This is a genomic window from Streptomyces sp. SolWspMP-5a-2, from assembly GCF_900091845.1.
Classification (GTDB): domain Bacteria; phylum Actinomycetota; class Actinomycetes; order Streptomycetales; family Streptomycetaceae; genus Streptomyces; species Streptomyces doudnae.
In genome coordinates, this window is record NZ_FMCI01000350.1 from 53,572 (window position 1) to 66,789 (window position 13,218).

Annotated in this window: 10 protein-coding genes and 1 pseudogene; 2 read left to right on the plus strand and 9 right to left on the minus strand. The window is 74.3% G+C overall.

Going from position 1 to position 13,218, the window contains the following annotated elements; all coding sequences use genetic code 11:
• The first annotated feature begins 305 nt into the window (after positions 1-305).
• The gene (locus tag GA0115242_RS34795; protein ID WP_256089826.1) at positions 306-1,451 is read left to right on the plus strand and encodes an MFS transporter; all 1,146 of its coding nucleotides are present in this window, start codon (positions 306-308) and stop codon (positions 1,449-1,451) included.
• 1 nt (position 1,452) lies between these two features.
• Positions 1,453-2,856, plus strand: a complete 1,404-nt coding sequence (locus GA0115242_RS34800) for an OFA family MFS transporter (protein ID WP_176729972.1) — start codon at positions 1,453-1,455, stop codon at positions 2,854-2,856.
• 149 nt (positions 2,857-3,005) lie between these two features.
• Here the strand turns inward: GA0115242_RS34800 and GA0115242_RS34805 are convergent.
• The 9 genes and pseudogenes from GA0115242_RS34805 to GA0115242_RS34845 form a co-directional block, all read right to left on the minus strand.
• Positions 3,006-4,054 (minus strand): annotated as a pseudogene (locus tag GA0115242_RS34805) (sugar phosphate isomerase/epimerase family protein).
• A gap of 60 nt (positions 4,055-4,114) precedes the next feature.
• Complete coding sequence (locus GA0115242_RS34810; RefSeq protein WP_093835647.1) at positions 4,115-5,512, minus strand: nucleotide pyrophosphatase/phosphodiesterase family protein; 1,398 nt, start codon at positions 5,510-5,512, stop codon at positions 4,115-4,117.
• Entirely contained in the window at positions 5,509-6,678 is a 1,170-nt protein-coding gene (gene eboE, locus GA0115242_RS34815) for a metabolite traffic protein EboE (RefSeq protein ID WP_093835648.1), read from the minus strand. Before eboE ends, GA0115242_RS34810 begins: the two co-directional genes overlap by 4 nt.
• A gap of 3 nt (positions 6,679-6,681) precedes the next feature.
• A complete protein-coding gene (locus GA0115242_RS34820) occupies positions 6,682-7,530 on the minus strand; it encodes a TatD family hydrolase (protein ID WP_093835649.1) in 849 nt (282 codons plus the stop codon).
• On the minus strand, positions 7,530-8,237 hold the full coding sequence (locus GA0115242_RS34825; protein WP_093835650.1) for an EboA domain-containing protein: 708 nt from the start codon (positions 8,235-8,237) through the stop codon (positions 7,530-7,532). Before GA0115242_RS34825 ends, GA0115242_RS34820 begins: the two co-directional genes overlap by 1 nt.
• Positions 8,234-9,034 (minus strand): sugar phosphate isomerase/epimerase family protein, encoded by an 801-nt coding sequence (locus GA0115242_RS34830; RefSeq protein ID WP_346014081.1) that lies wholly within the window; start codon positions 9,032-9,034, stop codon positions 8,234-8,236. The genes GA0115242_RS34825 and GA0115242_RS34830 overlap by 4 nt, the downstream gene beginning before the upstream one ends.
• A gap of 177 nt (positions 9,035-9,211) precedes the next feature.
• Positions 9,212-10,366: an SCO3242 family prenyltransferase gene (locus tag GA0115242_RS34835; RefSeq protein WP_176729973.1), complete on the minus strand. Its 1,155-nt coding sequence runs from the start codon at positions 10,364-10,366 to the stop codon at positions 9,212-9,214.
• Between the two features lie 17 nt (positions 10,367-10,383).
• Entirely contained in the window at positions 10,384-11,667 is a 1,284-nt protein-coding gene (locus GA0115242_RS34840) for an inositol-3-phosphate synthase (protein WP_107461560.1), read from the minus strand.
• A gap of 211 nt (positions 11,668-11,878) precedes the next feature.
• Positions 11,879-13,207 carry a ThuA domain-containing protein gene (locus GA0115242_RS34845; RefSeq protein ID WP_093835652.1) on the minus strand — a complete coding sequence of 443 codons (1,329 nt, stop codon included), beginning with the start codon at positions 13,205-13,207 and terminating at the stop codon, positions 11,879-11,881.
• Positions 13,208-13,218 lie beyond the last annotated feature (11 nt).

The following is a 13,218-nucleotide window of genomic DNA, read 5'->3' on the forward strand; positions in this document are numbered from 1 at the left end:
AAGGCACAGGACAGGGGGCGCCTGCCGGAACCTTCGACGCAAGGGGTGCTGCACGATGCGAACCATCGACGGCCCGGTCCCGTACCGGGAGGTGACGGGCCGGTACGGCCGGGTCCACCGGCTCGGCGAAACCGATGCCGACATCATGGGCCGGACCCGGATCTGGATGATCGTCCTGCCCTTCGCGGGCACGGCGGGCGTCGCTCTCGCGGGCGCCGCGTTCGCGGTGGCGGGCGGGGCGCGTGCGTGGAGCGGCGGGCCGGTGCCGTGGCCGCTGGGCGTCTGGGTCTTCTGCCAGGGGGGTGGTGGCCCTCCCGGTCGGACGGCTGCGGGACGGCGGGCGGCTCCCCGCGCGCGTGGCGGTGCCGTTCGGAGCCGCGGCCACCGCGGTGGCCGGTCTGCTTCTGCTCCACGCCCCGGAGGCGACGGCCGCCCGGCTCGGCTTCGCGGTGTTCGGGGGCGCGGGCGCCGGTGCCGTCTGGGTGACCTGCGCGGCGACGGCGGGCAAGTGGTTCCCTGACCGGCGGGGCGGCGCGACAACCCTGGTGAGCGGCGGCTTCGCGTGCGGGACGGTCCCGGTGGCGTTCGTGGCCGCGGGGCACCCGTCGGCCTTCGTGGCCGCCGGGCATCCGGGGGCGGGCGGGCGCCCGTCCCTGGCGGTGGTGCTGGGCCTCGCGCTGTGCCTGGTGGCGGCCGGGGCCGGGCGGTTCCTCGCCGACCCGCCGCGGAACTGGTGGCCCGACCGGGTCGCGCCGCCGCGTCCGCGGGTCGGCGCCGCGGTCCGCGGGACGGAGGCGGACCCGCCCGCCGTCCGGCAGTACGGGCCGCGCGAGGCCGCCGGGACGCCCGCCCTGTGGCTGATGTGGTGCTGCCTGCTGTGCGCGGGCGGCGTCGGCGTCCTCTGCGCCGCCGTGCGGGCACCTTCCGCGCGGGAGCCGTGGGCCACGGGCGGGAACGGCACCGCGGTCCTCTGCGCCGCGCTGTGCCTCGACGTCGTCGGAGTCGGTGCCCTCGGGCTCCTCTCTGACCGATGGGGGCGGCGCGCCACGCTGACCGGCGTCTGCGTCGTGCTCGGCACCGCGCCGTTCGGGGCGCTGGAGTCGGGACGCCTGGGCGGCCCGCCGTTCCTCCTGCTCTGCGTCCTGCTGTCCGGTCTCGCGGGCGCGGCGGTCCCCGCGCTGCTCGCGTCCCTGACGGCCGACTGCTTCGGCGAGAACGACAACGCCGCGCACCTCGGCCTGGTCCACAGCGCGACGGCGGTGGCCGGACCGGCCGCCGCGGTCCTGGGCGCGGGCGTCGTCGGCGCGCGTGACCCGCACGTCGCGTACGTCCTGGCGGGTTCCCTCGGACTCGCCTCCTCCGTACTGGCGCTCTTCCTGACGGCGCCGGGCCGCATCCGGGTCCGGCGGATCGTCCCCAACCCGCAACCGCTCGGCGAGGAGATGGCCTGACATGTCCGCGGACCCCACCGCAGCAGGCACGTCGTCGGCAGACCCCGACGTCGTCCGCCGCCCCTACCGTGAAGTGACCGACCCGCGAGGCCGCGTGTACCGCGTCGGCGAGAGCGACCGGGACATCCTCGGCCACTCCCGCACGATCATGGTGTACCTGCCGTGGCTCGCCATGATGACGATCAGCGTCTTCGAGTACGCGTACGGCTCGGCGGAGGACACCCTGTCCCACGCGCACGGCTGGACGCAGGGCAACACCTTCTGGATCCTCAGCGTCTGGGTGTTCTTCCAGGCGGGCATCGCGTTCCCGGCGGGGTGGCTGCGCGAGAAGGGCCTCCTGACGGCCCGCAGGGCCATGTTCACCGGCTCCGGGATGTGCGTGCTCGGCTTCCTCGCCCTGTCGCACCTCGACGACGTGTGGGCGGCGATCCTCGGCTTCGGCGTGATCGGCGGCGTCGGCGCCGGGCTGGTCTACGCGACCTGCATCAACATGGTCGGCAAGTGGTTCCCCGAACGCCGGGGCGCCCGCACCGGTTTCGTCAACGGCGGCTTCGCGTACGGGTCGCTGCCGTTCATCTTCGTCTTCAACTACGCCTTCGACACCGCGAACTACCACCGCGTCCTCGACCTGATCGGCTGCTACATCCTGGTCGTGGTCCTGGGCTGCGCGTTCTTCTTCAAGGACCCGCCGAAGAACTGGTGGCCCGCGGACATCGACCCGCTGACGTTCTCCGGGGACGCGAAGAACGCGGCGAGCCTCGCGAAGAACCCTCCGGCGGTGCGGCAGTACACGCCGAAGGAGGCCATCAGGACGGGCATGCTGCCGCTGATGTGGATCTCCATCGTGATGACCGCCGGTGTGTCGATCTTCGGGATCTCCTTCCAGGTCGACTACGCGAAGGAGGTCGGCTTCGGCCCGCTGGTCGCCGCGTCCTCGATGGGCGTCATGGCGGTCGTCAACGGCGTCGGACGCGGTGTCGTGGGCTGGCTGTCGGACCGGTGGGGCCGCAGGTCGACGCTGGTCTTCGTGATCGTGGTGCTGGGGCTCTCGCAGTTCGGCGTGATCCTGGCGGGCGAGGTCAGGAGCGAGTCGCTGTTCCTGGTCTTCGCGTTCCTGTCCGGGTTCGGCGGCGGCGCGTTCTACCCGCTCTTCGCCGCCCTCACCCCGGACTACTTCGGGGAGAACTACAACGCCTCCAACTACGGTCTGGTCTACAGCGGCAAGCTGATCAGCGGACTGTTCGGCGGCGGCCTCGGCTCTCTGGTCGTCGCCGCCTGGGGCTACGACGGCGCCTACGCGCTGGCCGGGGGCGTCTCGATGGCCGCGGCGGCCATCGCGCTGCTGCTGCGCCAGCCGGGACGCGCGGCAGCGAAGACGACGGCGGTCCCGCGCCCGACCGGCTGACGGGAGACGCACGCGCGCGAGGGGCCCTCGGAACCGCCGCTCCACAGGGCGTTCCACCGGGCGCTCCACCGGTGGAGACGCACGCGCGCGTGAGGGCCCTCCCCCGGTCGTGGGGAGGGCCCTCACGGGTCTTCACGGGCGGGCGCGGATCAGCAGCGGTCGCGCAGCGAGTGCAGGTAGGCGCTGGAACGGCGGGCGAAGCGGAGGGAGTCGGTGGGCTGGTCGTGCTCGACCTGCCAGTGGTGGGCGAGGCGTTCACCGCGCAGCCGGGTCACCGCGGACAAGAACTTCTGGTAGTCGATGTCGCCGTCGCCGACGTCGACCATGCGGTAGCCGAACTCGTTCTGCGGGTCGCTGACGCCGTCCTTGACGTGGAAGAGCGGGTAGCGGTGCGGCTGGCGCAGGACGTACTTGATCGGGTCGAACGGCGCGGGCTTCCCGTCGGGCCGTACGGAGAAGCGGAACTGTCCGGCGTAGGCCCAGAAGATGTCCATCTCCAGGAAGACCAGGTCGGGGTCGGTCTCGGCGAGCAGCACGTCGTAGAGCCTGACCTTGGGGTTGTCGCTGGCGAAGCCGAACTCGTCGGAGTGGTTGTGCTGGTAGAACTTCATGCCGCGCGCCCGTGCCGCCGCGCCGTAGGTGTTGAAGTCCTCGGCGGCGCGCTTCCACGCGTCCACGGTGTCGCCGTAGCGGAACGGGCCCGAGGCCGTGCCGATGTGCTTGAGGCCGAGGGCCTGGGCGTCGTCGAGGACCTTGGTGAGGTTGTCGGCGAAGGTGTAGGCGTTCGGGTCGTTGGCGTAGTAGCCGACGTGGCTGCCGATCGGGTTGAGGCCGTGGTCCTTCGCCAGTCGGCGGAGCTGGGCGAGGGTGAGGGGACCGGCGGAGCCCTGGGTGTACCCGGCAAACTCGACCTCGTCGTAGCCGTACCGCTCCAGCTCGGCGAAGACGGCGGCGAAGCCGAGGGTGGAGACCTTGTCGCGCAGGCTGTACAGCTGCACGCCGAGGCGGCCGGGCGGCAGCAGCGGGGCGCCCCGGCCGTGGCCGTGCCCGGCGGCCGAGGTGCCGGGGGCCGAGGCGGCGGCGGGGTGGCCGCTGCGCCGAGCAGGGCCGCCGCGGTGCCGCCGGCGGCGACGCCGAGCATGCCCCGTCTGGTCAGGCGGTGGGTGAGTTCGGGGTCGGAGTGCGAAATGCGGCTCATGTCTGGAACTCCAAGGGGTCGCGGGCCGTTGTCAGTGGTGGGTGCTTCACTGGTGACCAGTCAGGAGAGACCGGCCAGTCGGAGCAGGAGCGACTTGACGTCGGTGGCCGCGAGGCGGTCGCCGACAGCACGGGGGGTGGAGCAGATGAGGAGCGGACCGTCGTCGTCGCTCGCCGGGAGGCGGCCGTGGCTGCCCCGAATAGGTGACGGGTCCAGGGGCACGACCGCCATCCGGTAGCGCATGCCGAGCTTCTTGCGGGCGAGCGCCCCGGCCGCCTTGACCTTGACGTAGGGGTCGAGCGGGTCCATGAACAGTTCGACCGGGTCGTAGCCGGGTTTGCGGTGGATCTCGACGAGCTGCGCGAAGTCGGGCGCGCGGCGGTCGTCGAGCCAGTAGTAGTACGTGAACCAGGCGTCCGGTTCCGCGACGGCGACCAGCTCTCCGGCGCGCGGGTGGTCGAGGTGGTGGGCCTTCTTGCCCTCGTCGTCCAGGAGTTGCTCGACGCCGGGCAGGTCGGCGAGGGCGGCGCGCGCGGCGTCGAGGTCCTCGGGGCGGCGCACGTACACATGGGCGATCTGGTGGTCGGCGACCGCGAAGGCGCGGGAGGCCATCGGGTCCAGGTACTCCATGCCGTCCTGGGTGTGCACCTCCAGCAGACCGGCGCGGCGCAGGGCCCGGTTGATGTCGACGGGCCGGTCCACGCGGGTGATGCCGTACTCGGAGAGGACGACGACGGTACGGCCCTCGGCGCGGGCGTCGTCCAGGAGGGGGGCCAGGGCCGTGTCCAGGTCGGTGGCGGCCCGCAGGGAGCGCGGGTCGTCGGGGCCGTGGCGCTGGAGGTCGTAGTCGAGGTGAGGGAGGTAGCAGAGGGTCAGGTCCGGGTGGCGGGTGCGCTGGACGTGCCGGGTCGCGTCGATGATCCACTGGCTGGAGACGAGGTCGGCGCCGGGCCCCCAGAAGTGGAAGAGCGGGAAGGTGCCGAGCAGGTCGGTGAGTTCGTCGTGCAGCTCGGGCGGGCGGGTGTAGCAGTCGGGTTCCTTGCGGCCGTCGGCGTAGTAGACGGGACGGGGGGTGACGGTGAAGTCGGTGTCGGCGCCCATGGCGTACCACCAGCAGATGTTCGCCACGGTGTAGCCGGGGTGGGCGCGGCGGGCGGCGTCCCAGAGCTTGTCGCCGGAGACGAGTCCGTTGTGCTGGCGCCACAGGAGGACGTCGCCGAGTTCGCGGAAGTACCAGCCGTTGCCGACGATGCCGTGCTCGGCCGGGTGGGCGCCGGTGAGGAAGGTCGACTGGGCGGCGCAGGTGACGGCGGGCAGCACGGTGCCGAGGGCGGCCCGGGAGCCGGTCCCGGCGAGCCGCTTGAGGTGGGGCATGTGGTCGAGGAGACGGGGGGTGAGGCCGACGACGTCCAGGACGAGGAGCGGGGTGGGCCGCGGCGCGGACCCGGGGGTGCTCATGGGAGTTCCTTCAGGCCGAGGTCGGTCAGCAGATCGCGGGCGAGGGTGAGTTCGGCGGCGATGCCGTCGGCGAGCTGGGCCCGGCCGCGCGGGCGCAGTGCGGCGGGGAGGGCCTGCCAGGTGTAGGTCTCGACCTCCAGGTGCCGGGTGAGCGGGTGCGGGCCGCCGACCAGCCGGGCCAGGGCCGCTTCGAGGACGGGGAGCGTGGAGGTGAGGGGCGCGGCGGGGGCCGCGTGCAGCGGGACGTGGAAGTGGGCACGCCAGGGCGCCGCGTCGGGCAGGGTGTCGCCGGCGAGCGCCTCGCCGAGGTCGTCGGTGCCGCGCAGGTCGGCGGCGGTGGCGGTGCGGGTCTGGTGCAGGAAGCGGGGTTCGTCGAAGGCGGCGAGCGCGGCGCGCACCTCGGGGAGGTGGGGGTGTTCGGCGTGCAGGGCCGCCGACAGCTGGGACTTGACGACGGGGACGGACGCGGCGGTCAGCGCGTCCAGGGCGGTGTGCGGGTCTTCGAAGGAGGTGGCGAGATGGCAGGTGTCGACGCACACGCCGATGCGGGGGTGGGCGAGGGCGGTGAGCGGGGCGAGGGCGTCGGCGGTGGTCTCGACGACGCAGCCGGGTTCGGGCTCCAGGCCGACGCGGATGGAGCGGCCGGTGAGTTCGTGGAGGGCGTCGAGGCGTTCGGCGAGGGTGGCGAGGGCGGCGCGGGCCTTCTCGGCGCGCGGTTCGCCGTAGGCGGTGCGCCAGGCCAGCGGCAGGGTGGAGACGCTGCCCTCGGTGACGTCGTCGGGCAGCAGATGGGCGAGGACACGGGCCAGGGAGGTGGTGTGGTGGAGGCGTTCGGGGTCGGCCCAGTCGGGCCGGTAGACGCGGTACTTGACCTCTTCGGCGCCGAACCCCTCGTAGGGGAAGCCGTTGAGGGTGACGACTTCGAGGCCGCGCCGGTCCAGTTCGGCGCGCAGGCCGCGCAGCGCGGACGGGTCGGTGACGAGGGCGTGGGCGGCGTCCCTGGCGAGCCAGAGTCCGATGCCGAGGCGGTCGCGTCCGAGGCGGCGGCGGACGGGCTCGCAGTGGTCGCGGAGTTGGGCGAGCACGCCGTCGAGGGTCTCCGCGGGGTGGACGTTGGTGCAGTAGGCGAGGTGGACGGTGGAGCCGTCGGGGTGCCGGAAGCGCATCGCTCACTCCCCGCCGCGCAGCACGGAGTTGCCCTCGTGCGTGGGGTCGGGCGCGGCGACGTCCAGGTCGAGCCGGCCGCTCAGCCCGTAGAAGGCGACGGGGTTGCGCCACAGCACCCGGTCGACGTCGTCGTCGGTGAAGCCGCGGGCGAGCATCAGGTCGCCGACCCGCCGGGTCTTGAGGGGGTCGCTGTGGCCCCAGTCTGCGGCGGAGTTCACCAGGACCTGTTCGGGGCCGTAGGTCCGCAGGACGGTGACCATCCGTTCCTCGTCCATCTTGGTGTCGGGATAGACGGAGAAGCCGAGCCAGCAGCCGCTGTCCTTGGCCTCCTTGACGGTGGTCTCGTTGAGGTGGTCGACGAGGACCCGCTCCGGGGGCAGCGCGGAGGCGCGGACCGCGTCGAGGGTGCGGCGCAGTCCGGCGAGCTTGTCGCGGTGCGGGGTGTGGACGAGCGCGGGGAGGCCGTGGTCGGCGGCGAGTTGGAGCTGGGCGGCGAGGGCGGTGTCCTCGGCCGGGGTCATCGAGTCGTAGCCGATCTCCCCGACGGCGACGACCTGGTCCTTGACGAGATAGCGGGGCAGTTCGTCGAGGACGGGGGCGCAGCGCGGGTCGTTCGCCTCCTTGGGGTTGAGGGCGATCGTGCAGTGGTGGGCGATGCCGTACTGCGCGGCGCGGAAGGGCTCCCAGCCCAGGAGGGAATCGAAGTAGTCGAGGAAGGAGTGGGGCGAGGTGCGGGGCTGGCCGAGCCAGAAGGAGGGTTCGACGACGGCCCGGACGCCCGCCGCGTGCATCGCCCGGTAGTCGTCGGTGGTCCGTGACGTCATGTGGATGTGGGGGTCGAAGATGCGCATCAGGACTCCTTGCCTTCGGTGCCTTCGGTGCCGTGCGGGCCGTGGTCGGCGGGGCGCGCGGGTGGGGTGGCCGTGGGGTCGGTGAGGGCCAGGACGCGGTTCAGGTCGGCGGGGACGGAGCGGCCGGCGGCGGTGCGTTCGGCGGCGTGGTCGCCGAGCATCCGGGCCAGTTCGGCGTCGCCGAGGGCGCGGCGTTCCAGGTCGGCGATCCCGGCGACGGGCACCCCGGTGAACAGGCACTTCAGGACGGCGTGGCGCCAGAGGTGGGCGGGGAGGTGCCGGGCCGCGTAGGGGCCGACGGCTGCGGCGACCAGGCGGGTGTCGTTGGTGCGCAGCGCGTCCTCGACGAGCGGGAGGGCACCAGGGCCGTCGACGAGGAGCGGGAGGGAGTGGAGCACGGCGCGGCGTTCGGCGGCGGTGCCCTGGGAGTAGACGCGGCCGAGGGCCTCGGTGTCGGCGCGGGCGGCGTGCAGGATCAGGACGCGGGCGGTGTCGGCGTGCGCGTGACCGCACCGGCGTCCGGCCTCGGCCAGGCGCAGCTCCCACACCGCGAGCGGGCCGTGCACGCCGGGTTGCGCGGCGGCCTCTTCGAGGGCCCGGTCGAGCCAGGCGCGGGCGGGCGGTTCGAGGTGGGGGACGAGGTCGGCGTACAGGGTGGCGGGGTCGGTCGTCCGCGAGGTCGCCGGGGCGGGGTGCGGGTGCGTCATGGGGTGCGGCTCCCTTCGGGGACGGCCGGGCGGTCGGCGTGGGGTGCGGCGGCGAAGGGCGCGGCGGACGCGCGGGCCGCCGCGTCGCGGAGGAAGGGGAGGGACAGTTCCGCCTGACGCGGGCCCTCGTGGGAGTGACGGGGCAGTTCGACGACGGTGAGGCCCTGGTAGCCGACGGCGGCGAGGGCCGCGAGGACGGGCGGGAAGTCGATCTCGCCGGTGCCGAACGGGAGGTGTTCGTGGACACCGCGCCGCATGTCCTCGATCTGGACGTGGCGCAGCCAGGGGGCGGCGGCGCGGACGCAGTCGGCCGGAGGGAGGGGTTCCAGGCACTGGCAGTGGCCGAGGTCGAGGGTGAGACCGAGGTGGTCCGGGTCGCCGAGGGCGTGGCGCAGGCGGTGGAAGTCGTCGAGGGTGGCGAGGAGGTGACCGGGTTCGGGCTCGACGGCCAGCGGGACGCCCGCGCGGGTGGCGGCGTCGAGGACGGGCGCGAGGGCGTCGGCCAGCCGGTCCCACGCCGCGTCGGGCGGGGTGTCGGCGGGCGGGACGCCGCTGAAGCAGTGGACGGCGTGGGCGCCGAGGTCGGCGGCGATCCCGACGGCGCGGACCAGCAGGTCGGCGCGGCGGGCCCGGTCGCCGGGGTCGTGCTCCAGCAGGGAGGGGCCGTGCTTGCGGCGCGGGTCGAGCACGTAGCGGGCGCCGGTCTCGACGGTGACCCCGAGGGAGAGGGAGTCCAGGCGGCGGGCCACGTGCGCGACGCGGGCGGGGAGATCGGGGGCGAAGGGGTCGAGGTGCATGTGGTCGAGGGTCAGGCCGACGCCGTCGTAGCCGAGGTCGGCCAGGAGGGAGAGGGCGTCGTCCAGACGGAGGTCGGCGAGGCCGTTGGTGCCGTAGCCGAAGCGGAGGGGGCGGGCGGGAGGGGGAAGGGGAAACGGGGGTGGAGAGGGAGTCGAGGGCCAAGGGCCGCTGCGGGGTCATGTGACGCTCACCTTCCTCGCGAACCTCCTGGCGAGCGGGGCGAGGGCCGCGACCAGCAGGGCGGTGGGGGTTCCTCCGGCGCGGGCGGTGAGCGCGGCCTGGAGGGGGATCGTGGCGCGGATGCCGCCGCCGACGGCCCGTTGGGTGAGGGGAGGTGAGGGGTTGAGCGCGGCGTGCAGATAGGGACGGGCGGCGGTGGCCGGATAGGCGAGGGCGAACGCGAGCCGCAGGGCGTCCGAGGCGGGGGCGGGGAGACGCGGGACGGTTCGGGGCGCCCCGCTGGTCCGGGGGTGTGCCGCAACGGCACGGGGGTGCGCTCCGGCGAGGCGGGCGTGCGCCCCGGGTCGGCGTGGTCGTGCGGCGACCGCCGGTGGTGCGATGCGCGCGCCCGGGGAGGGGGCCCGCACCGGGGTCGGTCCGCCGGGAGATGGGGTGTCCGGCGGACGGTGGGGGGCTGTTCCCGGGGCATGGACGTCGGTCCGGGGGCGGCGGGCGAGCAGGTGGGTGAGGAGGCCGGTGGTGGCCAGGGCCGCCAGGGGCACCAGGGGCGCTCCGCCGGTCGTCTCGCGGCGGGAGACCGACGTCACGGCGAGGGTGTGGGTGGCGAGCAGGGCCGCGGAGGGGACCGCCTCGCGGGCCCGGCCGGTGCTCGCGGCGGCGCCCAGGAGCAGGTCGAGCCCCCGGGCGGCGGCCATGGCGACCGGGCCCGCCGGGGTGTGCTTCAGCGCGAGGTCGTAGGCCCAGACGGTGGCGGCCAGCGGCACGGCGACGGTGAGCGCGGGGCGGCCCGCCCGGGAGGCGAGGGCCAGACCGGCGGCCGTGAGGCCGCAGGCCGCGGCGAGCGCCGAGGACGGCCGGACGCGGCCGGAGGGGAGGGGGCGGTGGGGGCGGTCGCGGGCGTCCTCGTCGCGGTCGGCCCAGTCGTTGAGAGCCATGCCCGCCTCGTAGAGGCAGAGGGAGGAACCGATGGCGAGGAGGGTGCGGGAGTGGAGTCCGGCGGAGACCGTCGCGGCCCCGGCCAGGGCGTCACCGGGGACGGTGAACAGGGCGGGCAGACGCAGGAGTTCGGCCCAGGCCCTGAGGTCGGGGGCGGCGCCCGGGTTCGTCGCGGCTGCCTGCGAGACGTCCCGGCCCCCGGCGGGTTCGGGCACCCCTCCGTTCCCCGGCCTCACGACGCCTCCTCCGCTCCCCCGGCTCCCGGATCCCTCTCCTCCGCGCCCCGCTCCACCGCACCCCTCTCCTCCGTGCGCTTCTCCACCCCGTCCCGCTCCACCCCGCCCCGCTCCATCCCGTCCCGCTCCCCCGCGTCGCTCCGCAGCCGTGTCGCGAGGGTCAGCAGGGAGGCGTGCTGGTCGGAGAGTGCGGAGGGGCCCTCGCCGACCGGGTCCTTGAAGTAGAAGCCGAGTTCGCTCAGCGGACCGGAGAGGCCCGCCTCGTGGGCGCGGGCGGTCAGGCGGGCGAGGTCGAGGACGAGGGGTGCGGCGAGGGCGGAGTCGCAGCCCTGCCAGATGGTCTGGAGGATCATGCGGGTGCCGAGGAAGCCGTCGAAGGCGATGTGGTCCCAGGCGGTCTTCCAGTCGCCGAGGGCGGGGACGTCGTCGATGTGCACCTCGCCCTCGGGGGTGCTGCCGAGGGTGTCCGCGAGGACGCGTTCCTTGCCCGCGTTCTTCGCCGCCGCGGCGGCCGGGTCGGCGAGGGCGGCGCCGTCACCGCCGCCGAGCAGGTTGGTGCCGGACCAGGCGCGGACCGTCAGCGCCCGCTGGTGGAACATCGGGCCGAGGACCGCGCGCAGGAGGGTCTGACCGGTCTTGCCGTCCCGGCCCGCGTACGGCAGTCCGCTGGCGGCGAGGGCGTCGGCGAGCGCCGGGTGGTGCAGTCCCGTCGACGGGGTGAAGTTGACGTAGGGGCAGCCCGCTTCCAGGGCCGCCGCCGCGTAGAGGGAGCTGGGCGGCAGGGAGTCTCCCGTCGCCGCGGGCTCGGTGGAGGCGACGTTGACCACCACCGTCCGCGCGAGGCCATGCCGCCGGGTGAAGTCGTCGATGTCGGCGGCGAACGCGGCGATCAGCTGCCGGGGCGAGCGGGTCTCGCCGGGGACCGGGCCACCGGGCCTGATCTCCCGTTCCGCCGCGTCGAGTTCGGCGCCGACGGCGCTCGGCAGGCCCGGTGGGAGCACGCCCCCGGCGGCCAGTGCCTCGGCGCGTTTGGGCAGCGGGCAGTCGAGGGTGTCGTGGCCGCCGAAGACCAGCTCGGACAGGGGAGGCAGCGCGGAGTCGGCGAACTCGGGTGATTCGGTGACCAGTCCGGTGGGCGAGCGCAGTCCCGCCGAGACGGCTGCGCACCCCGCGACCACCGTCACGGCGACGGAACCGCGGGCGCCGACCAGCCACACACCGACGCGGGAGGGGTCGACGGGTTCGGGGGCGGAGGCGGGGACGGATACGGGAAGGGACATGGCGGGCTCCCTGTCGGACGCGTCGGGTGCTGGGCGGGGCGCTGGCCGGACGGCTGCGTGGGGCGGGGGAAGAGGGGTGGGGCGGCGGGGCAAGAGGGGTGGAGCGGGGGGGGAGGGGGAGGACGGAGGGGACGGTGGGCGGGAGTCCGGCGTCTCCCGCCCACCGTCGTTCAGGGGCCCGGTGGCGCGGCCGGGGAGCGGCGCTCCCCCGTCACCGGATTTCCTTGATCCGGATGTCGCGGAACGACACCCGGTCGTCGGCTCCGTGGTTCTGGATGCCGATGTGGCCGTCGCGCAGGCTGCGGGCCGGGTCGGTGTTGGTGAAGTCGTTGACGCGGACGCCGTTGAGCCAGATCCGCAGGCGTTCGCCCGTGACCCGGATCTCGTAGGTGTTCCACTGCCCCGGCGGATTCAGCGCGCGATCGCGCTTCTTCAGGTCGGCGGAGCGGAACCCGTAGACGGAGCCCGTCGTCTTCTCGGGCACGTCGGTGGCGTCGATCTGGATCTCGTAGCCGTGGTCGACGGCGGACCACGGGTCGTCGGAGGGCGGGAAGCCCACGAAGACACCGGAGTTGTCGTCGCCCGACTCGGAGGCCATCTTCCAGTCGAGCTTCAGGGAGTACGAGGAGAAGGACGCGGCCGAGTACCAGAGCAGGCCCATCCCGCCCGACGAGGTGAGGGTGCCGTCGTCGGAGAGGGTGAAGGAGCCGGGGCCCGCCTGCTGCCAGCCGTCCAGGGAGGTGCCGTCGAAGAGGGGCCGGTAGCCGTTCTCCGGGCGGCAGTCGGCCTGGGCGTCGCCGATCGCCCACCGCAGGCCGCCCGACAGGTGGGAGACGAAGGCGGGTTCGGTGTAGGACTCCTTGGTGTGGCCGCCCCCGGTGTAGAAGGCGCGGCCGCCCTGGTAGTTCTGGCACCAGGCGATCGGGTGGTCGCCGTTCATGGTGCCGCCGGTGTAGGAGGACTCGTCGAGGGTGGCGAGGACGTGGGCCCTGTCCCGCGGGTTGGAGCGGTAGTTGTACCACTCGTCGGTGCGTTCCCAGACCGGGTCCAGGTCGGCGGTGGAGGGGTGGGCGCGGTCCTCGACGTGCACGGTCGCGGGCTGGATCGCCGGGTGGGACTCGAAGTAGGCGCCGGCCAGGCCGCCGTAGAACTCCCAGTCGTACTCGGTGTCGGCGGCGGCGTGGATGCCGACGTAGCCGCCGCCGTCGCGGATGTACCGCTCGAACGCGCGCTGTTGGGGCTCGGTGAGGACGTCGCCCGTGGTGGACAGGAAGACGACCGCGTCGTAGCGGCGCAGGGTGCGGGGGGTGAAGGTGGCCGCGTCCTCGGTCGCGTCGACGGCGAAGCCGCCGGTGGCGCCGAGTCGGCGGATGGTGTCGATGCCGTCGGGGATGGAGTCGTGGCGGAATCCGGCGGTCTTGGAGAAGACCAGGACCCGTTTCCCGGTCTCCGCGGGGTGGGAGGACGCGGGGGCGGTGACGCCGGTGAGGAGCAGCGTGGCGCCGATGACCGCGGTCGTCAGCAGGCCGGTGGTGCGCATCGGGGTGTCTC

Coding starts and splice junctions, on each gene's coding strand:
- GA0115242_RS34800 (WP_176729972.1), top strand. CDS start 1,453: ATGTCCGCGGACCCCACCGCAGCAGGCACGTCGTCGGCAGACCCCGAC.
- GA0115242_RS34810 (WP_093835647.1), bottom strand. CDS start 5,512: ATGAGCACCCCCGGGTCCGCGCCGCGGCCCACCCCGCTCCTCGTCCTG.
- eboE (WP_093835648.1), bottom strand. CDS start 6,678: ATGCGCTTCCGGCACCCCGACGGCTCCACCGTCCACCTCGCCTACTGC.
- GA0115242_RS34820 (WP_093835649.1), bottom strand. CDS start 7,530: ATGCGCATCTTCGACCCCCACATCCACATGACGTCACGGACCACCGAC.
- GA0115242_RS34825 (WP_093835650.1), bottom strand. CDS start 8,237: ATGACGCACCCGCACCCCGCCCCGGCGACCTCGCGGACGACCGACCCC.
- GA0115242_RS34830 (WP_346014081.1), bottom strand. CDS start 9,034: ATGCACCTCGACCCCTTCGCCCCCGATCTCCCCGCCCGCGTCGCGCAC.
- GA0115242_RS34840 (WP_107461560.1), bottom strand. CDS start 11,667: ATGTCCCTTCCCGTATCCGTCCCCGCCTCCGCCCCCGAACCCGTCGAC.
- GA0115242_RS34845 (WP_093835652.1), bottom strand. CDS start 13,207: ATGCGCACCACCGGCCTGCTGACGACCGCGGTCATCGGCGCCACGCTG.